This window comes from Spiroplasma endosymbiont of Panorpa germanica, from assembly GCF_964019765.1.
GTDB lineage: Bacteria > Bacillota_I > Bacilli_A > Mycoplasmatales > Mycoplasmataceae > Spiroplasma_B.
Genome location: NZ_OZ026461.1, coordinates 989,807 through 1,012,253 on the forward strand (window position 1 = coordinate 989,807; position 22,447 = coordinate 1,012,253).

18 protein-coding genes are annotated in these 22,447 nt (G+C 27.8%); 4 read left to right on the forward strand and 14 right to left on the reverse strand.

The window, feature by feature from the left end:
- Positions 1–19 precede the first annotated feature (19 nt).
- The 12 genes from AACK87_RS04525 to AACK87_RS04580 form a co-directional block, all read right to left on the reverse strand.
- The gene (locus tag AACK87_RS04525) at positions 20–781 is read right to left on the reverse strand and encodes a hypothetical protein (RefSeq protein ID WP_338972123.1); all 762 of its coding nucleotides are present in this window, start codon (positions 779–781) and stop codon (positions 20–22) included.
- Between the two features lie 24 nt (positions 782–805).
- Complete coding sequence (locus tag AACK87_RS04530) at positions 806–976, reverse strand: hypothetical protein (RefSeq protein ID WP_338972126.1); 171 nt, start codon at positions 974–976, stop codon at positions 806–808.
- 444 nt (positions 977–1,420) lie between these two features.
- Positions 1,421–1,567 carry a hypothetical protein gene (locus AACK87_RS04535; protein WP_338972129.1) on the reverse strand — a complete coding sequence of 49 codons (147 nt, stop codon included), beginning with the start codon at positions 1,565–1,567 and terminating at the stop codon, positions 1,421–1,423.
- A 4-nt stretch (positions 1,568–1,571) separates the two neighbouring features.
- Positions 1,572–1,730, reverse strand: coding sequence for a hypothetical protein (locus tag AACK87_RS04540; protein WP_338972131.1), 159 nt, complete (start codon positions 1,728–1,730; stop codon positions 1,572–1,574).
- Entirely contained in the window at positions 1,654–2,097 is a 444-nt protein-coding gene (locus AACK87_RS04545) for an ATP-binding cassette domain-containing protein (RefSeq protein WP_338972134.1), read from the reverse strand. Before AACK87_RS04545 ends, AACK87_RS04540 begins: the two co-directional genes overlap by 77 nt.
- A 249-nt stretch (positions 2,098–2,346) precedes the next feature.
- Positions 2,347–3,723 (reverse strand): phosphatase PAP2 family protein, encoded by a 1,377-nt coding sequence (locus AACK87_RS04550; RefSeq protein ID WP_338972136.1) that lies wholly within the window; start codon positions 3,721–3,723, stop codon positions 2,347–2,349.
- Between the two features lie 170 nt (positions 3,724–3,893).
- Positions 3,894–4,181 (reverse strand): hypothetical protein, encoded by a 288-nt coding sequence (locus AACK87_RS04555; protein WP_338972138.1) that lies wholly within the window; start codon positions 4,179–4,181, stop codon positions 3,894–3,896.
- Positions 4,182–4,711: 530 nt separating this feature from the next.
- Positions 4,712–5,377 carry a hypothetical protein gene (locus AACK87_RS04560; protein ID WP_338972140.1) on the reverse strand — a complete coding sequence of 222 codons (666 nt, stop codon included), beginning with the start codon at positions 5,375–5,377 and terminating at the stop codon, positions 4,712–4,714.
- Positions 5,367–6,101, reverse strand: a complete 735-nt coding sequence (locus AACK87_RS04565) for an ABC transporter ATP-binding protein (protein WP_338972143.1) — start codon at positions 6,099–6,101, stop codon at positions 5,367–5,369. Before AACK87_RS04565 ends, AACK87_RS04560 begins: the two co-directional genes overlap by 11 nt.
- A gap of 771 nt (positions 6,102–6,872) precedes the next feature.
- On the reverse strand, positions 6,873–8,192 hold the full coding sequence (locus tag AACK87_RS04570; protein ID WP_338972145.1) for a hypothetical protein: 1,320 nt from the start codon (positions 8,190–8,192) through the stop codon (positions 6,873–6,875).
- 73 nt (positions 8,193–8,265) lie between these two features.
- Positions 8,266–10,332, reverse strand: coding sequence for a hypothetical protein (locus AACK87_RS04575; protein ID WP_338972148.1), 2,067 nt, complete (start codon positions 10,330–10,332; stop codon positions 8,266–8,268).
- A 1-nt stretch (position 10,333) separates the two neighbouring features.
- Positions 10,334–13,105 (reverse strand): hypothetical protein, encoded by a 2,772-nt coding sequence (locus AACK87_RS04580; RefSeq protein WP_338972151.1) that lies wholly within the window; start codon positions 13,103–13,105, stop codon positions 10,334–10,336.
- 130 nt (positions 13,106–13,235) lie between these two features.
- Between AACK87_RS04580 and AACK87_RS04585 the strand changes: the two genes are divergently transcribed.
- Both AACK87_RS04585 and AACK87_RS04590 read left to right on the forward strand, forming a co-directional pair.
- Entirely contained in the window at positions 13,236–14,102 is an 867-nt protein-coding gene (locus AACK87_RS04585; RefSeq protein ID WP_338972154.1) for a hypothetical protein, read from the forward strand.
- 384 nt (positions 14,103–14,486) lie between these two features.
- Positions 14,487–15,056 (forward strand): hypothetical protein, encoded by a 570-nt coding sequence (locus AACK87_RS04590; RefSeq protein WP_338972157.1) that lies wholly within the window; start codon positions 14,487–14,489, stop codon positions 15,054–15,056.
- A gap of 1,157 nt (positions 15,057–16,213) precedes the next feature.
- Here AACK87_RS04590 and AACK87_RS04595 read toward each other — a convergent pair.
- Both AACK87_RS04595 and AACK87_RS04600 read right to left on the reverse strand, forming a co-directional pair.
- The gene (locus AACK87_RS04595) at positions 16,214–17,998 is read right to left on the reverse strand and encodes a hypothetical protein (protein ID WP_338972160.1); all 1,785 of its coding nucleotides are present in this window, start codon (positions 17,996–17,998) and stop codon (positions 16,214–16,216) included.
- Between the two features lie 180 nt (positions 17,999–18,178).
- Positions 18,179–20,035: a lipoprotein gene (locus tag AACK87_RS04600; RefSeq protein WP_338972163.1), complete on the reverse strand. Its 1,857-nt coding sequence runs from the start codon at positions 20,033–20,035 to the stop codon at positions 18,179–18,181.
- Between the two features lie 203 nt (positions 20,036–20,238).
- On the opposite strand from AACK87_RS04600, the gene AACK87_RS04605 reads away from it, so the two are divergent.
- Positions 20,239–21,108, forward strand: coding sequence for an HAD family hydrolase (locus AACK87_RS04605; protein ID WP_338972166.1), 870 nt, complete (start codon positions 20,239–20,241; stop codon positions 21,106–21,108).
- 827 nt (positions 21,109–21,935) lie between these two features.
- On the forward strand, positions 21,936–22,100 hold the full coding sequence (locus AACK87_RS04610; RefSeq protein WP_338972169.1) for a hypothetical protein: 165 nt from the start codon (positions 21,936–21,938) through the stop codon (positions 22,098–22,100).
- The last annotated feature ends 347 nt before the right edge of the window (positions 22,101–22,447 follow it).

Sequence of the window (22,447 nt, forward strand, 5' to 3'; positions counted from 1 at the left end):
ATAGCATCTCCGCCATCTATTAAAGCTCTTTAACTTTCTTAGATCACGCTGATTTATTTCACAAAGACCTTATTCCTGAATATCTACCTTTGCTTAATGCGGTTCAATTTAAACTTGATTCAAAATTTAACTCATCTGTGTTTAATGACCACTTACTTCCTAGTTCTGTAATATCTTGGCTAATATCGTTTTTAAGAATGCTTTCAAAATTTGATAACTTAGCTATGTTTTCTCTAACTCTTAAAAGGTTAGCGTCATTGTGAAATATTTTGTAACTTTTTGCGTATTTTTCAGAAACAATTGCTTTGCTGACTTGTTTTGATATCTTATTAACTTCATCTGCAAAATCTTTATCTTCAAAAAATGTCATTGAAGATTTATATGATAACTTTTGAGTTAATGGTTGAAAACTAGCATCTAAAATTTCTATATCAGTTGAAATTACATATTGTATTGCAAAAATTCTTTCCTTATCATTGCGTTCATTAATTTTATCAACAAGTGTTAATTCGGTTAAATTAATATCAGATTTACTAAATGGGTTTTTCCCGTCTTTTATTATGGGTTTATAATTAACATCTGATAAAATATCTTTATCAGCATTTTTCTTCAGTTTTGTTAAATTTGCATTTTGTTTCATGAAAGCATCAAAGATTTTAAATGTCTCTGAATCTTGCTTCACTTTATAACTACCTTCATCATCTTTGTTCTTTTCAAGTTCAGATCACAATGATTCTAGGTCGATTTCGCTATCAGTATTTTTAAAATCATCAAAACTCATTAAAAAATATTCTGAAAAATCTTCTTACATATTTTTTTCAAATATTTGTTGACATAATTCAACTAAATTATTAAGCAAAGTAGTGTAATCATATTCATCGTCAATTTTTGGAGGTTTTTTACCACACGCAGCAACACTTAAAGGTGCAGCAACAACAAGACTAGTTGCTGCTAAAATACTTATTAACTTCTTCACATTTCTGGTCGCTCTTTAATTGATATTTTTATTATATATTAAATAAAATTTGAATGCAAAATATTAGCATTAGTTATTAATAGATATTTTCTTAAAAAAACTAATTAAATTTACTTTAAAGGCACGGAAAACAAAATATAAGCTTTATCTTATAAATGCTTGTTTTAAGTACTTATAGCTATAAGTTTTATTATGTTTAAATTTATGTTGCTTATCAACCTAAATAATATAAGTTCAATTTGTTGGAATGTTTCAAGTAGATAATGCAGCAGACACAAGGTTGTTTTTAGAAGTTAATAAGATAAAATTATAGAAAGTTTTTTTGTTTCTAAAAAGCAGATCACAGTAAATGGGAAATTACATTAAAAAACCTCGCATTAAAATGCGAGGTTTTTTAATTATTTATACTTTTATCTTTTATTTATTTTTAACATAAATATTTGATTAGTCTTTCTCTACTTTAACGTTTGTTGCTTTTTTATAAATAGTTTCAATAGAATCTTTTTTAGGTATAAAAGACTTATTGTGCTTGGTTATCCCTTTTTCAATTATCACTAAGTGGTTAATGATTTCTTCTAGTTCATTTATCATGTGACTAGTGATTAAAATCCCCCACGCCTTCTCGGGCTAGTAGTTTTAGAATTTTGTGAAACTCAATTCTAGTTCCTACATCTAAGTTAGCCGTTGGTTCATCTAAAAATATGTAATCAGGTTGAGTTACTAAACATATTACTAGAAAAGCTCGTTTTTGCATTCCAGCACTTAGCTCAAAAAAAAGTTTTGTCTTTATACTCAATTAAATCAAATTTTTCTAAAAGCATTTCTAGTCGCTCTTGGGCTCCTTCCCCATTCATGCCACATAACTGTGCATCATAAATGGCGAATTTTGAAATCGAAATATCTTTTGGATAAACACTTTGGTCGGGGAAAAAACAAATTTTAGCTAAGTTATTATTTTGATTAATTGACTCATCATTTACTAAAACTTCACCAAAATATTTTTTGTATTCATTAAAAATACTTTTTAAAAGTGGTGACTTTCCTGAACCATTATCTCCAACCATTACTTTAACATTAATCATATAAATTCAAAGTTTAACAATGAATATTGGATATTGCATTCTATATAAAAATAATATTGGTTTAATATTTATAGTTGTACTTGGCTTATAAATTATCCTTGTTTGGTAAATTTTATATAAAGAATTTTGAAATGCTTTTCTACTTTTACCCAAATTGCATTTCAACAGTATCGTAGAGAACTTTTTTTCTTTACTAATAATTTTATTAAATAAAATTATAATAACATATAAAGATTGTGAATTATCAAAAGCGATCATTATATAATAATTAATTTAGTTACCACCTCTTTAACCACTTAATTGGTGTAAAAATTTTGTAATTTGAGCAGCATTTAAATATTTTTTCATTTTTTTATTAATTTTTTTAGAGCTAGTTTTTGAAACAAAAATTTTATTATCCTCTTGAAAAAAGATCAAGACTTTGTTTTCTACTATTTCAAAATTATTACTCAAAGATTTTTTGTGGCGTTTTTTTAAAATTGCTTTGGTTGTTCATGTATTAGTAAATCTCAAAGAAGCTACCAGGAAAAAGGCACAAAAAACAAATGAGAATCAAACATCTGAAACATAGTGAGTTCGAGCAATTACTAGGGTATTTATCATAATTATTTCACTAATAAGTCAAATTGTGAATAGAGTATTCGTTGCTTTAATACGTTTTTTATCATCTTTTATTAAAACACTTGCAAATAAAGCATAATAAATCCCGGTAAATCCTGAAATCGTATGTCCTGATGGAAAGTCCTGGTTATTTCATGCTGGTGGTTTTACATAATCTAGATCAAATTCGATAAATCATGTTAATATTTTTCCTCCATATCAAAATTGTAGGTTTTGAAATCAGTTTCCGTTAACTTCATATCATTTATAGTAACGATCTGCTTGAGTCCAATAGTTGCTGTTATTATAGCTATCCAAGATTCTTTCCTTTAAATCCGGAAATTCAGGCACTAATTTTTGTGCTTCTTGGGATAATTCAATATCAATAGCTCAACCATTTTGGTCTAACTCAACTTTGCCGATGTATCTTTCAAACTCAACATTCAGATAAAAAGGTCTTCCAAACGATTGCTTAAGCAACAATGTTAGAAGAAAAAAACTAACAACAATGAATATCAAGGCACTAACAGCCACAAATGAGGCTCGTTTTTCAATCAGAGCATTTGTTTTACTTACTTTTAGACGTAAAAATAAAATTGAACCGATTAAAATACCACTCTCAATGATAAAGATACTTATTCTTGAGATAATTTTATAGGTATTGTTTGTTAGATATTGGGGGTCAACACCAAGACCTCAACCAGTATCTTCGGTTGGCAAGCCGATTAGTCTGACCAGGTTGTAAACTAGAAATATTGTTATGGTTATTGCGTAGCAAGTGTATAAAATAATCTGTGATCTAGGATTATCGTTATTTTTGGCATGTCACGATTCTACAATTATAAAAATAGAAATTAGTAATATTAAAAATAAGCATGTAAATCCCATCTCATTATAGAAAATTACTCAAAACTTAATAAATTCCACTTTGACTCATTCACCCATTACATCAGAGAATCAGCGATCGATATTATCAAATGAAGTAGCAATAAAACCAATTAATAAAACCATAGCAAAAGCTAGGGTTGTCTTTATATATCATTGTTTGTAGATTGTCCTTGTCATAATTCATCCAACTTTTCAAAAAATATTTGTTAAAATCTATTTTGATAAATTAATAAGCTCTTAGGTTTGTACTTGAAACCATTTTTTAGCTAATATTATTATAACAACAAATCCTAATCTATCAAAATAGTTTAGGATTCAAGTTTAATATTCGCCAGAAAAACCTATTATTAACTTCTAATTTTTTTATAGTATCTAAAGTAATTTAAATTTATAATTCCGATGCTTATTACTGAATAAATTATGTAATGAATTTCTGGTCTTAAATTCAAAGACAAGTTTATGCCATTTCAAGGCCCTCATGGTGTTTCTTCAAAATTACTTAGAAAATTTAAATTAATAGGACTTTTGAAAAGGTTTTGATTACTTGAAAAATAATTATATTTAACAGGATTATTGTAGTTTACCCCTCAAAACATAAGAGACATTTGGTTCACAGGACTAAAAATATTTTTCAATTTGTCCTTCTGAATAACCTCTTTTGGTTTGGGACCTAGCGGCACTCCGGTGTTATCATAATTTTTTGCTTTAAAATCTTCATAACTTTTAGCTAAATAAATAGTATCTAGTAAATATCGATTGAATAGGTAATTATCAGGTGTTTGAAATTTGGTTTTGATAACCTTTATGTTCTCATCATAATCATATCCAAATGAGTTGTTATTAATAATGTTTTGTTTTTTTAAAAAACTATTATTATCATAGAGTTCCTTTAATTGCTCTAATGTTTCTTTATGTTGGTTGATTTCTTTAATATTGGCGAGTTTGTCATAAATCTGATTTATTTCATCCTCATCAAAATTTAATAAATCGCTTTTAAATCATTTTGAATATCGCTTACCATTATTTAAATAAACACTAATGTTTTTTTGAAGTTCTATATAATGCGGAGTAGTTTCATCCGTTTCTATAAATCCTAAAGCTATGTCTGAATAATCAATCTTTTGGCCTATTTCTTCATAGACCTCTTTTAATTTGTTATCCTGGTTTACAAGTTGGAAAGCTCTTTCTTGATAATTTGCTTTAAATAATTTATCATGCTTTCATTTATTTGGGGATTAAATAAAATACTTATTCCAGGGATTAAAACTAATAAAAATAAGACAATTGTGGATAAGGCTGTTGCCATTGATTCTGAAAAAAATCTTGAAAATAATATTCCCAATGCCATAATTGCCAGAATGACAATAATATATCATCCAAAAGCTGAGACATACATTCGATAAATAACAACATCATTGTTTTTAAATAAAATTCAAAAGATAACCAATGAAAGTAACAGATTTAACAGATAACCAATTAATTGAATTGAGACGATTATAAAAACTCTTGAAAAGTAAATTGAAAATACATTAAATCCGTATCTTATTTCAATTTTATTAATATTATTTTTCATTTGAATAGAAAAGCAGCAGGCGATTGTTAAAATCGCTAACAAACCAAAAAGAATCGAGTTTAAAGAAATGAATATATTAGAGTAAACTAATTTGCTAGCTCCATCTTTTTGAGAAATGATAAAGGCCATGCTTGATAAATTGATTAGACCAATCATGATTCAAATTACAATTATGGTTGAAAATAGTTCTTTTTTTCTTACTATTAAAGATATTTGGTTTTTTATTAAAGTCATTGTTGAAATGTAATTATTTCTCATCTAGGTATCTCTCAATCCCTTTTGAATTAACTGGATCTTTTTTTCTCAGTTTATCAACAATAACATCCAGATTTTCCAATTTATCATATGGGTTATCATAAATTATTTGACCTTGATTCATTATAAGAATATGATCTAGTATATTTTTAACTTCCTCGATCAAATGAGTTATTATAACAATAATTACATCAGGCTTTTTCATATTTTCAATAGTTTTAATTATCATATTTTTATTTTGAACATCCAAATTTGCGGTGGGTTCATCAAAAAAAATTATTTTTGGCTTTATTAAAAAGCAGATAAATAATGAGACGATTTTTTGCTGACCCGATGAAAGTGAAGAAATATTTTTATTTAGTAAATCATTGATATTCAAAAAACTTTGAATATCATTTTTTCTTGTATCAAATTTTTTGTTATCCATTTTTACTAAATTTTTTATTAATTTTAAATATGTTTTTACTTGAATATTTTTGGGCAACTCACTATTCTCTGAAAAAAAATACCATTCTTTGAAATCTACTTTTGAAATATCTAAATTATTATAGTTTATTTCTCCTGAGTCAAACGAGTATTCTTGAAATATAATTTTTGAAAGCGTAGTTTTGCCTGCTCCATTGTTTCCCAATAGTCCATAGATATTTCCCGGTTCTAAAATAAAAGAAACATTTTTAAGAATTTCCTTAGTTCCAAAACTTTTTTTAATTCGACTTACTTTTAGCACTTTACACTCCTTCTAATTTCCTATTAAAGATCAAATTGAAATATTTCCAACCATATTCATTTCAGGATACTTGTATTCAGGTCTAGTATTTTCTACTTGATTAAAGTTATTATTATAACCAGATTCATGCTAAACAAAGTGATATCTTTGTTATATTTTGTCCATTTTATTAATTCAATATCGCTAATATTGTAAAAAAACTGATGAAATTGGGGATGACGCATATACTCTGTAGATGTAGTAATGGTTTTCTCATTTTAAAACCTAATTGCTTCAATCTTTGTTTTCTCAAATTCAGAATTATTAACTTCTGTTTGAAAATTATTAATTTGCTCTTTTTTATTAAATTGATTAAAATGTGTCAAGCCCCCTAACAATACAGATAGGGAAATAAATTTCTTGAATTTTATCAAACTTTCTTTTTTAAAAAACTTAATTGTGTTTTATTAAAATAGACGCGATTTCTAAAATTCTCTCACGAAAAAATTATATCACTTTAATTTAGATATTTATAAAATAAAAATAATTCATAATTGCTGCCGTTAAAAAGATAGTAAGTGAAAAAATATTTATCTTGAAATTGATTTTTTGTCTACTCTGAAACTTCATGCTTTCCAAGAATAATTTCACTGAATTTTTTGAATAATATTAATCCACAAATTATTATTACAAATCGGTTTTTGATGTGACATTAAAAAACACCACAAAGTGGGCGCCAATTTTAAAAATAATAATTAGTAAATAATATCTTGGGATATTTATTATAAAAAACTACATCACTTGAATTTTGGTTTTCTTCAAGTCTTTTAGTTTTGAAAGGTCAATTTCCCAATTTTTAAATAGAAAATCCGATCACTTACCAACCAAATTCAAGATGATAACTATAAATATTAGGCAGTAAATAATTCAATTGAATTTTAGAAGCGACAAAATAACTAATGAGAAATCGATTTCCTGGTTTTGCGAAATCAAAAAAATCACAAAAACATTAAAGATTCCAAAGGGATTGAGGCTTTTTAGTAAGGATTCAGAACTCTCAAATAAAAAGTTCTGCCTGATAAAAGCACTATTTTCTGGGCCTTTTAATTCACTTGCAGTTGTTTTTGCTCCCCAAAACCTTAATTCTATTGCCAAAATTTTAAAAAATTCCTTGATAATCCCCCTATTTTCACTAATTTTTGCCTGATTAGAGCAGGTTTTTGACTTAAAAAAGGAAACTTTTTCCTCAATTATTACTATAAAAGCCCATAAAATAAGGGTTTTTAGCATATCATATATAGTTTTTATGAATAAAATTCAAAAATTCGTGTTTTCAAAGGTGTTTTTGATTCATAAATCAGAAAAAATAAAGTTTAATTCATTTTGGGAATTAATATCCCTGGTAAATCCCAAAATAAAGCTTGTCAATAACTGCGATGATACATAAAAAGCAATTATAAAAAGATATCCCTTTGAAAAACAACAGAACATCAGTAGCAAAATTAAAGGCAACAAATTGATTATTTTTTTATAAAAATCAAATTCCAATAAGTCTTGATAAATTTGTGGTTTTGAAAAAGGGAATATTCCATATAGTGGGAGACAAATTAAAATAATGACTATTGAAATACAAATTTTAAATTTACTTAAGTGCCTCTTTAAATTACTAGATTCAGTTTTATTGTTTTTAATAAAATATGATAAATAAGTGACACCCAAAATAGCCCCAATTAAAGTTAGATTATAACTTTCAATGTTGTTAATCAACGGATTAATAAACATGAATATAAATATTAAAGCCGAGATTTTATCTTGAAAAATATTAGTAATAAATCAACTGACAATTATCACAATAACAATTGTTCATTGTGGGGGAACAAATGAATTTAATAAAGATCAAAAAGAATAGAAAACCATAAAATTTAGAGAAAATGATGCAATCAAAGTTGCCGCAAAAATCTCATAAAGTCTTTTTTTTGTTTTGTTAATCTCAGAAGTATAAAAATCCAAATTTAAATTATCAGTTTTCTTGTTAATATAAGATAATATTACCTCAGTAAATATAATAATCATTGTTATTGATGTTCAAATTAAAATATTGTTATTAATCATTAAAATTGCAGTAAGACAAATGGAGAATACGGTTAGATAATAAGCGACAATGCTCGACTTATATATTAACTTTTTAGTTGACATACCCTAAAATTTTATTCGCTAACTCTTCAAGTTCTAAATCAGTTGAGTAAGTGTGGTTAACTTGCTTATCTCCTGGATTTTCAATATAAAGATAAACATTTACTGTTCTAGTTGTTACCACAGTTTGCCCAGTTGTATTACCCAATAAGGCGTTATATGCATCGTGGTGATTTAAGTAATAAACAGGTTTCCCGTTAATTAAGGTTTTATAGGTGGTGTACACCCCGTCGCTTATTATATTTTCGAAGCTAACAACTTTATCATTTCAACTTTCAATTTCATTAGAATGAACATAGCGAGCTTGAAGGTCAACTTTTTGCTGCAACTTACGGATTGCCTCATCTTCGTTATTTCCTGAAACTTCATAATTTCCATAAACATCGTAGGCGAAATATTTTTTACTTAAAATGCTTCTTTCAATTTGAAATAATTTCTCTTGCGCTTCAGCTTGAGTTGATGCTAATGATATTCCATCAATAGAAGAATGATTTCTCTCTCCTGTAAAAGTGTACATTAAACGAATGTCTTGTTTACCTTGCAGGTAAAAATATTTCTCTAGCTCTTCACTAGTTGCATCAAAATTATTGTTAACTTTGTATAGGTTGTTTCCGTTTTTATCTGTACCAACAAAATTTTTGTACAGTTGTGGTTTAACAAATTCATTGTAATAATCAAGTCCATCTGAAAGTGAGTAGTCAAATCCTTTACGCCCATTTATATCATAGAGATAATCTTTTTTAACGCCGTATTTATTAAACTCACCCCTTTCAATTCCTTTGAAATCTAGAAATTGGTCCTTCACAAAGTAAGGGAATCAAGCCCCGTATAAATTTAAAACGTCTTGACTTCTAATATCCCTTGCGCTATTAACTTTGTAATTCAAACCGTTAAGTTCATAAATTTTATACTGAGTTTTTTCCTTTTCTGTTAAATTAAGTTTTTCAAAATTTTTAGAGTATAAAGTCACTGTTGAATTATAATTATCTGCAAAAGCTAAGCGGTTGAAATCAACATCTGATGTGGATAAAGTAGCTTTTTTTGGTAAGATTTTTAGTTGCTTAGTTTCATCTTCGGTTTGAACATTCATTGTATAATACCTTTTCTTCAGACTACCAGTTTGTTCGATATGAGATGCATAATTTGTTCTTTTAGATAAGAAATCAGCGTTATATTCCTTAGAAACGTTTAAGGTTGCTGTATTTGGTACAATATTTCCATCAATTGCAATAAGAACATCGTTATATCCAACTATTGAAACGGTGTTTTTATATTTAATATCTATATAATCTTGATAATTTAAATCATCTTCTATTCCTTGGCTTGCTGGTTTACGATTTGGTGATGTTCATGAACTTCTAAATTTATTGTAAACAGAAGTCTCCACTTTTTGGTTATCACCAAAAACTTTTTCATTATTAGTAAAATTACTAGGTTTTAAATAGTAACCATCCAAAAAACTATTTTTTAACTCATCTTGATCTTTTTGATTAAATAAGTTATAGTAGCGATTATCAACTTGATAGTACAATGATTTTTCTAATCCTTGTTTGTAAACAAAATTGTCTTTTGCTTCGGTTGGAGAATCATATCAACCCAGGTAATCATAGCTATATTTTTGTCTTACCAATCCCTTATGTGTATAAGAGTTCAAAGACTTTTGTCTTGAAGTTCGGGCATTTCCAAAAGCATCACGGTATACAAGTTGAAAATCATCTAAATTTGTTCCATATATTTTGTCACCATCTAAAATATTATTTTGATGATCTTTAATAATTTTGTTAATATTTGAAGATGTCGAATATTCTTCGATTAAATTATTTTCAAAAATATATTTGTCCATTTCTTCTCTGCCATTAAATTCTTTGCCTTGAAATTTAAATATTTCATTAGTTGAAAGAACCTTAGACTTAGATTTTATTAAATTTTTCATTGATTCAACTTGGTATTCGCGGTCCTCTTGAGAAACACCAAAATTGGTCGCCAGAGTTGATGCTGAAGCTGTTGTTGATAGTGCCATTTGTGTGCTTAATAAAATTTTAAATAAACTCAAACTCATTTTAATGAACCTTTCCCTTTCCGCTAATTACTTTGGTATTTTCTATGACCCAATTCATAAATTCTTCTTCGGATTTAAAGGTTTCACCTTTATAAATTACTTGATAATTAATAACTTGTTCTATATTTAATTCAAAGTTGTTTTTTGCTAAAACAAATTGAAAAGCATCATCATAAGTTTTAAAATATCTTTGTCGTGCCCCATCAATTAGTGAATAGAACTTATGGTTTCCCCCCGATTGAGCTTCTAATTTATTAAAGTTTGTTTGACCAAATAAATCACTAGAAATAACTAACTTTTCTTCGATGTAGGTATTTTTAATATAGTTATTTTGGACATTGATCATTTCTTCGTAAGTATCATAATTTCTCTTGATGTTATCTTTATCTTTTCATTGGTATTTTTTAACAAAGTTTTTATTAGTAATATTTTCTCGCATACTACTTAAAGCATCCATTTTATTGTCAAATTTATTTCCAAATCCATCAGTAAAATATCTTTGTTTTGAATTTGCATAGTATTTTTGAAAAATTTTATCAATAAAGATATCTAATTGCTCTTCAACAGATAATTTGTCGTCTTTATTGATCACCATATTTTCATTGCGATCCATTATACTTATATTGAATTGTTGTATTTCAGTATATTCATTGGGATCGCGAATCATTAATGTCTTTAAGTAGTTTATGGCATCAATTTGATTATTAAAAAAACTTCCACGAACTCGATAACCTTCGTCATCTTGGCTTCCTACTCCTTTGTACAATTGTGAAGTTGTTAAAAAACCGGCTATATCTTGGGGGTTAAATTCTCATCCTAGAATTCCAATAGACAAATAAGTATATAAAAGTTCTTGACCATCACCAAAATCCAGAGCCATAGTTTTGTATTTAAATGGTGATAATTTGTTTCCCATTTCCCAAATTTGTTGAACTGTATTTAATTTTGATGTTAAATCTCCTAGCAAAGAACTACTTGCCTCTTCTTTGATAGTAACAATTTTGCGATCATTTGTTATTGTAATATCTTCATAGCGTTTATTATTTTCTAATTTAACTTCTTCTTTAGAATAGAATTTACCGTCTGCTAACTTTATTTTTTTACTATTCTCGAATTTATTTTCAATAACTAAATTTTGTTGATGGACAATAGTTTTTTGATCTTCAACGGTAATTACTTTTCCATTTGATTTACCATTTTTGTCAAAATACTTATCAACTATACCATCTAGCTCTTTCATTGGGTTCATTATGGCATCCCCAATTTCATTAGCTTTTTTTATAACATTAGCAAAAGCCAATCTAGTATCATCTTTTTTGTATTGAAAACTAGCGGGATTTAAAAACAGGTCAATAACATCTCCAATAAAAATTTTTGGATTATTGTTTTCGAACAATTCATCATAAACCCCATTTAATCTTTCGTCCTCTGTTGTGATGACGTTTTTTAATGTATTTTTACACAAGTCATCAAACTCTTGCATTTTTCCGTTTTTGCCATCCCCGTCTAAATTATTTTTCATTAAAGACAAGTTTGAAAGTTTTCTAAAAAATACCAAAGTTTTTGTTCTTGAATCCATATTTTTAGCCTTAGTTTCCATTTGGTCTTCAAAAGTTTTAATATATAAACTTCCTTCAGATTCATTTAGATCAATACCAGTTAAAGATGCGACATCCTTTATAAAACCAGTTCTCAAAATTTCATCCCCATTAAAAACATCCTTTAGAAATTCCCATTTTTCTGACTCGGGTTCATTTTCTCTAGAAAGCGAATCTAAACCGTTGCTCATTTCAGACAATAAAAGTATCGGGCTTAATAGGGCATTTATTTTAGACTCTTCTTTAAGGGTCCAACCTGTTTGAATTTTTTCATCAAAAGTGGTTTTGCCAATATTTGTTTCAATATATTGACTACCGCTAAAAGACCCCTTTCCTGTGTTATTAATATCTATTCAGTAACCATCTTTATTACCTTCAAAGTCAAAAATGTTATCTTGATAAACCTTGTCTTCACTTGTAACATCTATTCTATTAATATTTGCTGGAGCAAAATTACTTCACTCATAGTCTTTGTATCGATACTTATAAGTCGAACTACTTTTTAGTCATTGCTTAACTGATCCTTCATCTTGACATGAACCAGATACCAAATAACAATCACTTTCCTCTCCGCTTTCAAGAGATGCTTTTTTCATATTTTCTAAATATTGAATAGCCTCACTTTCATTATAAAACTCTAAAGAATTATTAGAATTTTTATTTAAATTTTCTATTAAAATAACCTCATCATAATCTTGAAAAGTTTTAACAGCTTCATCTAAATCAATATAAGAAAATCCGTTTCTTCCCTTGTAGACTTTTTGTAATTTATCATTAGATAGCTTTTTTACATTACTTGATAATTCTCCCGATTGAGAAACAACAAAATCATTTACGTTGCGGTATGTTTCTTCTTCTTTTATTTCAGCATCCTGCAACATTTTATCGATCACTTCATCGTGTTCCTGCAATGAATAAACCTTATTTTTATATTTGTAATAATAATTTGTATCTTCGACCTGATTTTTTAAACCTCTTGATGAGGCATAATTCATAACATCGGCCTGGCTATTAAAGTTGATATTATCAAAGTTATATATTTTATTAAGATTTTTAGGGATTAATAATAAAGTTCCTGATAACAACGCCGAAGTCATTAGTCCGGCAAAAATAATATTTTTATTAGTTTTTATTTTTCAATTGCTATTTTTTTGTTTTACCTTATTTCTGTACATTTTATTCTCCTTTCGTACATAAGTATTATAATCACAAAATGGAAATATTTCTAAAATATTTTAAAATATTTAAAAAATATTGCTATAATAAAAATGTGATATTACTATAACCAGAGAAAGAGGAAAAAATATGAAAAAAATATTATCAGTATTTGCATCAATAGGTTTGGGGTTAACGCCAATTACAACTGTAGTGAGTTGCTTTAACAAACCTGAGGTTAAGGAAAAACAGGAATTAACAGCTGAAACATTTGGTGAGTGAATGGCTAATCAGAATTTTGGGTATGAGGGAGATTTTTATTTTTTAGAGAATAGAGATCCCAAGGAACAGTCAAATTCATCAATACGAACCATATTGGGATATAAATTTGAGAATATTATTGCGAAGGAAATTTACAATAATTTTTCAAGTAAAAATGATGACGTTTGATATATTTATGTTAACTTAGATTATGATAATTTCGGAGAACAAATAAATGATGAAAATCCCTTTGAAAGTATGAAAGACTATGAATTTAATTATCAATTAACTATTAAAAATAAAAATCCTAACAATAAAATAGAATTAAAATATGAAGATCAAAAATTTAGATTTAAGCAAACAAATAGGGCTGAAATTAATAATTTTAATAATGAAATGTTGCACCATGTTTTATTGAATTATGATGACTTTGAAAATGATATCAATAATCCCTTCAATTGTTGATTGAAGAATTCCTATTTGCTTGGTGACGCAAAAGATGAAATTATTAGTGGTGAGACTGTTAGGGCAAAAGACAGTATATCAGATTACCTTAATAAAACTTCAACAGGTCATAGTACTTCATTTAAGCTACCATACGAGGAATTATATTTTACAACAATAATTGATGAAATTCATCAGTATGAAAAAGTTGGAGAATCAGATTTTATTCGATTTAAAATATCTGCAACTTCAACTTTTGCAGAATTAAAAGATAAACCTGAAGTTAAATGGGAAGCTATCTATATAATTTAAAAGCTTTGAATTTTTCAAAAGTATAATTTTTTACCATTAATACTTGTCATGGTTGGATTGCTTTTTAAAATTAAGGGAATTAATTTTCCCTTAATTTTTTTTAATTAAATATTTTTTCAATAACAATTACATAATGCCATAGGATCTTGAATTAATAATTTGCTAACTGCAAAAATGTTATGACAAAGTTTAGTTAAACTGTCAAATTAGCACGAAAAGTATTTCAGTCCAAAATAATAATTTTCTCTACAAAATTTATAGAAAACATCAACCCTTGGTGGGCCAACAAAAGATAAATGAAATTAAATAAAAAGATTGCAAATTACTGGTTTGTCAATATAATCTTAATGATAAGTAAGATTATCAGCAAAGGAGCAAATTTAAGTGAAGAACAGGGCAATTCCGGGCATCATTTTGTCTTTGGAAATAGGCATACTAATAATTATAGCAACAGTAATTTTTACAAATTCAATAGCTGAAGATCAAAAATTAGTAGCATACAGTATTCTGGGGTTTGAGTTTACTATTATTGGCTGTCTGATTATTTTATACTTCCTTAGAAACTTTTTAAACACTTGTCCAAAATGAATTAATAGGTTTTATAATGTTTTTTTTATAAACGTTGGTAATTTTTATATTAATAAATCTTATTTTTTAATTGGAGTATTTGTTCTTGGTGGAATAATAATTTTGACTGCTAATTTAATTTCTTTAAACACTACTATATTGCTAATCTCTAATTTAAAATCAAATTTGTCAAACCCTCTAGTACTTATGGGCTTGGCATATATAGTTGTCTTAGTAGCTTATTTAATAGCTGTTATTTCAATTTTAATATTGCTAAAATTTTCAAAAGATTTTTATCGATGAGCTAGATATTTTTGTTTATTACTACCACTACTTGGATGAGCGTATTTTTTCACATTTCAAAAAACAAAACGTGATGAAGGGTAGTTAATTAGGTTATTTTAAAAATATTCTTACAATTAAACATTTGAAAATAAAAACCAACCTAACCGGGTTGGTTTTTATTTTCATAATAAGTATTTTTATTTTCTAATTATTTTTAAATGAATTCTTTTTTTGAGATCTGCTTGTAATAATATGTAGATATTAAACCATATATTCAAATAAAAGGGTTAATAACAACGAATCCTATTAAAGAAATTATAAAAACTTGTTTTACCAAATTTAGGTCAATTTTTCTATCAACATTTATTTTTAGAGTAGTAATAGTGTATTAAATTATCAGCCCAAGGTTAAGCAATAAAGCAATCATTAAAAGTCACCAAAGATTGAATGGTTGAGTAACAGAAATAAATATAAACCCGATTAGACAAGAAACTCAAAATATGAAGCTGACTATAACCCTTTGCCAAAAACCAGAGTAAGGACCGTTTGCTACTAAACTAATAAAAGATGGTGTAATTAAAAATAGGAAAGCTGAGAAGAATAATTTTAAGGACCATTGTATTTTTTTGCAAGATGATGAAATCCAAAATAATGTGGAAGCTCAAAAATCTTTTGAATCACCGACAAAGTTCTAGTCAGCCTAAAATGAAGACAAAAAAGCGCATCAAGAATACTTATTAAAAAACAATTCACAAGAAGATGACATTTTAATTTATCTAGATTCAATTGAAATAAAAGTTTCATCGGCTAATCCCAAAAGAATTTCAATACAAATTCCTAGAATGGTTGTTATTGCAGATCGCGGTTTTAACATCTAGATAAATGATAATTCTAGTATTACTCAGCAAGGTTTCGTAAAAATTAAACCTTAGCAATCGAAAAGAAACGAAATTGAAAACAAGTTTAAAAAAAGGATTAGTTAAGGCAAGGATTTGAGGTTATGCAATACCTGCATTTAATTTTGATAATTTGGAAATGGCGAAAGGCATAATTGAGAACGCCCAAGAAACTAACTGAATTGTAATTCTTATGGTTACTGAATCTGTGGCAAGTATAAAGATAATTACATTCTTAAACCAACAGAGTGGTCGGCTTTGGTGGCCTAGATTAAGGTTAATCTTCTTTGGTTTACTTCTTAAAAATTAAATAAAAAAATCCTTCCACTGCAAGCAGGAAAGGATGTTGATTATTTGTTGTTATTAATTTTTAAAAACTATTCTCATCTTAGATTCTTTGTCACTTGCGATTTGAGCAATATCTTCGGAGTCAAAGCTTGGTCCATTTGGGTCATCATAATGTCCAAAAAACACTCAAGGATTTGGTTTGGTAGATGTTGTTTGATTTGGGAAAATCGATGTAATTAGTCCCACTTTATTTAAGGCTAATCCCTTTTTATCAGAACCAATCACTCATGTAAATATTTGTCCATCATCTCTTACATATATATATTTAGGGGAACTAAAATAAAATAAACTAGAAGCGTAGACAAATTCCGCCTTAGCATTGAACTTGCTATTTCATTTATTGGCCTCCTCGTTAGCAAACATTAATTCATCAAAAGGAAAATCTGCTCACTTAAATGTTTTATTAACAAAATCCCGTGAACTTCATGTTGTGGGTGCTGTTAAATTAAAAATATCATTACCTTTTTCGCTTTCACCAATTGATAAAAACGCTTTATTGAATTCAAATCCCGACTTAATAAAATCATTGTAATAAGAAAGGGTGTCTTCATATGTGATTACTTGTTTAACAAACAAGTTTTGGACAGGTAAGTCAAAATGTTTTTCGTTAAATTTAAATTGTAAACCTTTTATTTCAGCTGGAAAAACAACAATTGCTTTTTTATCATTTTCTAAATTAATTTCAAAAGAAGATTTACTAGTTCCAATTAATCTGTCTAAAATACCGTTATTTCTAATATTGTATTTTAATCCTCAATGGTTTAAAGCCCTAGCGGCTGGTTCACCATTTTTTATAGCTTCTTCTGCTAAAGCTAGTTCGTCGAATAGAAAACTTTCAGTTCGCCTTCACTCAGCATCATTTCCTTGGATATTTTTCATCAAGGTTTCTGTTGCTTCTTCTTCCCCTTTTAGTGCTTTAATGAAAGTTTGGTAAGCTAAGTTGTTTGTTTTTACTGAAAAAGAGTCGTTTCACGACATTGCTGTACCACCGTGTTGATATAAATTTTTTACTGTTTCCAATTTCATATCAGTGTCGATTAATTCAATTTCTGTGTTAGAAAATTTTATACTTTTTTTAACAAAATCCATAATTTTTGAACTTTGGTCAATTTCATACTGATTTTTATCTAAGTCCCCCGAATCAGATTCAAACTCAATTTTGTTAGCAATTTTGTTATTAATAATATCTGTGTATTCAGTTTGCGCTTCTTTAGCTTTATCCGCTAATGCTTTTTCATCAAAAATATTCACTATTGAATTAGTAGAAATGGTTTCAACTCTGGTTTCTTCGTTTTCCATTTTCATAGTTACACCTGCTATAATTTCAATATCAAATGTAAGAGCAAATTCCTTGTCTATTACATTGATAGAATTAACTTGAATACCATTTTTTAAAGAAGTGCCCTTATCAACCAGGATAGGATTATAGTTTACATCTGAGTTCAGATCTTCAATTATTGCTTTATTAATTTTATCAGTGGGAATAACGCTCTTTACTCAGCTTAAAAATTCTTCATAAACCGGACCGCTTTTTTCCTTAAATTGATCTTGATTAACCTGAATTTGTTCAAAAGTAATTGATTTAGGTAAATCCTCATCACTAACAAATTGGTATCCTTCAAAAGCCGCGGCAATTTCGCTACTAAAAATACTGTTGACAGCTGCTAAATATTCATTTATTAAACGGTTGTAGTCAAACTGGTCTTTTTCAGGAATAATTTTTTTTCCACATGCGATTACACTTAATGGTGCTGAAATAACAAAAGTTGTTGTTGCTAATATAGCTAATAATTTTTTCATTTTATTACCTCCCTTTATATTGTATTATTATACACCAGTAAGTTTATAAACACAATTGCTTAATAATCTTTTCTAATTAGCTTATAAAGTATATTAATATCTTGTTATCAAGATTATTAATTGTAAAAAGCTAAAGTCAACTACTTAAGTCGATTTTAGCTTTTTTTAATATTTTATTTTCTAATAACCCACCATTTTTCAAGGTGTTTTTTCACTGCTATATTCAGTATTTATTGTATCAACTTGAAAACCTGAGTTAAAATACAGAGAAAAACGGTCTAAACTATCGAACGCATTGCGACCATTTCCTCAAGAAAATAAGAAATCTAGCTGATTTGAGAATTTTTTATCTCTGTCGTATAGAAATAAATAACCCGCTCTATTAATCTTGAAATAATTTATACCAGGAGAAAATGCATAGCCATTTATATAATCTGAAAACTTTATCTCGGGATAACGAGCTGTTGCCTTTTCTATAGCTTCTTGGATTGCTAATTCAATAAATTCTATAAAAGGGTATAATTTACCTGGCTCTATTTCTTGTGTATAACTTTTTGGTCTTTTAATTTGAAGAGTGTAGTCAAGATCTCTTGTCGAAGAAATCGTATCTTTTCGAGCATATCCGTAAAGTTCCCTTTGAAAGAGCAAGTTAGCTTTGACATATTCCTTGTGCATCTCTAAAGTTCCAGATTTTGTTGTTAGTTGCTTGTTCATGAAGAAGGTTCTAGGAAGGTTAAATTCTAAATCTTCATTAGTTTGAGCAAAATGATAATTTATTTTAATGTTATTAACATATGTTGGGAGTATTTTTATTACCCTTCTTTGCTCAATTGTGTCAAGATTAGTTTTGAAATTAATACCTTTTGTTTTCAGGGTATCTCTCAGATTTTGCTTACTTTGACCATTATTCAAAGTATCAAAAATATTTCAACTATTTATATAAGCGGATGAGTCGGGGTACTGCTTTAAAAAACTTTTAGGTGTTCTGTCTATATATTGACTATGATAACTGCTATCAAAATTTTCGCCAGCCATCTGTTCTACTAAATCATCTAATTTTTGGCCCCCTTCCTTCAGGGCTGCTTTAATATTTTTAACTCGATAATCTGATTCCTTATCTCACGAAAAGGTTCTGCTTGTTCAGACTGTTTCCGTTTCAAATGAAACGACATCAGAGGCACTATACTTTGCATCTTTTGTACTTATCTTGTAGCGTTCCGGGTTATTAATTCCCTTTAGTAATTCTGGGCTAACTTCTTTTTCAAAGATAGTTTCAAACCCAAGAAAATTACTTTTATTTTTTGTATAATTATTTTCTTCACCATCATTATTTTCAAAAGTAAAGCGGCTTGAATATTTATCATCAGCTAAAATATTTTGATATTTGTGAGTAATTTCATTTAAAGCGTCTGCAACTTCGTCTGTTTCGAAGATGGTTGAAGAAGCTGTGTAGGTAATTCTTTCATAATAAACACTTCCTGTGGCATCCACAAGTTCTAGATTTGTTGCTAGTGTATATTCGATGGCAACAACTCTGTCGTCTTGAGTTCTACTTTTGCTCACAATTTCAACTTTTTCCAAAATCAAAGGACTACTAAAAGGGTTCTTGTTTTGATTCAACAAAACCTTGAAATTGACGTTACCAATAATTTGGGTTTCGGCTTCTTGCTTAATTTTGTTAATAGTCTTTTTTTCTTGAATAAAGTTATCAATTTGCTTCAAAAACTCTGAATCTTTATCTGATTTCAATACGTATCTATCTTGTGTTGCAACATAACCACATAATTTTTCAAAATCAAAGGCTTTTCCTCAGATTTCTTCAGCTTTATCCAAGGTTAAGAAATAAAGATAATCAAATTCTGTTTGCAAACTCGATGCAAAAATGTTATTAGCTACCTCCATTAATTCATTAAATATTTTTTCATAGTCATATTCATCTTTTATGTCAGGACGTTTTGTTCCTCCACATGCAACTAAGTTAACCGGGGCAGAAATTATAAGACTGGCAGATGCTAAGATAGAAAGTAGCTTTTTCATTTTAATTTCTCCTTTATTTTATATAATATTACACGGATTATGACTTAAATGAAACAGGGGCAGTGCTACTTTGTTTAAATTAAATTATAAATTATTTGCTACATATTTAAAGTGCTTTATTATATCAATACTACTTTTAAATTAAAAAAATCACAAAAATTAACTAATCTTGGGTTTATACTAATTGAAAGGCGGAAAATTAAATGTTAAAAATAAATGAAGATGAAATAAAAATTATTATAAGTGACTTCGATGGGACACTAAGGGCTGACAAAAACGCGGCAATAAATCCAGAAGATGTTGAACAAATTAAAAAATCAATTCAAGACGGGGTTAAATTTATCATTAATACTGGTAACGTTCCTTTTGAAATGATTGAAACAATTCAAATGATTGCTCCAATTTCTCAAACTAACAAATACATTATTTGTTCCAATGGAAATGCAATTAAAAATTACCATACTAACAATTTAGAGGTATCAACTTATTTTGATAACCAAACTACTAGAAAAATTATCAATAAAATTAAGACTATGGATCTGGACTATGATGTAACTTCATATGATATGGAAAAGATTTACTATTCAAATTTAAACACCATGAACGAAATGATAGCTATGGGGTTAAGTCGATTTGATAAAATCAATCGTCTCCCAGTTAGCGATGAAATTATCAACTCAATGAGTAAATGTCCAAAGATAACTTTAAAAAATGTTAAACCTCAAGATAAAGTTAAACTTGTGGAAATGATTGAAAAGGAATTTAGCGAGATCCAAATTTATGCTACTTGATTTACAACAGATGGAGTTGACTTAGGGGTCAAGGGACCAAATAAATTTACGGGAATAGTTTCGGTTCTTGATATCATTAATAAAGAAGAGAATTTAAATATCAAGTTAGATAACGTGGTTTATTTTGGAGATCAACACAACGACTTAGAGGTTTTCAAAAACTTAAAATATGCAGTTGCTGTTGGTAATGCCTCACAAGAGATTAAGGATCTAGCTTTTGAAATCACAGATAGCGCTGAAAATGCTGGAGTTTCCAAGTATTTGAAGAAAATTTCATCATAATAAAAATCTAAAAAATGAAAAAACCCTTAGATATCAAAGGGTTTTTTACTTATACATTAATTAGTTCTTAATAAATAAGCATTTTTCAAGGCGTTTTTTCGCCGCTATAATCAGTATTTATCGCATTAAATTGATAGCCTATATCAAAATAGACTGATCTATAATCAAAAATTCCCCCAGCACTCGGATTTTGTTTCGGTCAAGAAAGAATTAACTCGTTTTCAAGAATAAATTCATTATTATCGTTATATAAAAGCATGTGTCCAGATCTATTAATTTTAAAACAGCTCGCACTATTCATATAATCATAACCATTTATATAATCTGAAAAATTAATTACCTGATAACAACTTGTTTGATTTTTTATAGCCTCTTCAATTGCTAAATCAATAATTTCTGGAAATGAACATATTTCCCCATACTCTGGTTCTTGTGTATAATTTTTTGGTTTCTTAATTTGAAGAGTGTAGTTAAGTTCTCTTAAAAAGTGTGTTAGCCTTTATGTATTCCTCGTGAACTTCTTTTGTATTTGCAAATGTTGTCCGTTGTTTATTCAGAAAGAAATTACTAGGAAGATCTAAAATTAAATCTTTACCTTGTTCAAATCGATAAGTCACCTTAATATCGCTTACATATGTGGGATAGATTTTAATAACCCTTCTTTTGATTTGATTCTTACAGATTAATAATGAAGTGTATGTTCTTTTCGTTCGCTTTATCTCTGATGGGTGTAGACGTTGAATCGTTTTTGAATTTATCAATAAAATTTGCTAATAACTACAAAATTTGCGAATAATAATTGAATTGTTAAAGAGGTGTTATATAAAATGGTTATTAAAGAAATTGAAAATGGTTCAGATATTGATGTCAATCCTGAAAGTTATTGCTTATTATTAAATCAATATAAAAATATATTCACTTTTTTAGAAGTGATTTATCAAGAGCTTTATTTATACGAGACACAAATTTTAATTTTAAAAGTAAGGGGTTAATATATATAATAAAACTCATGTGTAAAATGTCTTAGCACTTTACACATGAGTTTTTTCATTTTTAAAGATGTGATTTTATTTTACAATAATTTTAAGATAATTTTATTTAATATTTCCACAAACTTGGTGATGTGGGTCCTGACATTTCATTTTTGAATTATCAGAAGAGCAACAACAATCTTGGCAGGTACAGTTTTTAGAATTTAAACAGTTATCCATAATCTCATCTCCTTTCTGACTCATTATACTATGAGTAGACTGATAAAACTTAGTTATTTGTGTTTTCTTAATATAAATTTACGTTATTATTATTTATTGATTTTTTTACAATAAAATTTGATTTTATT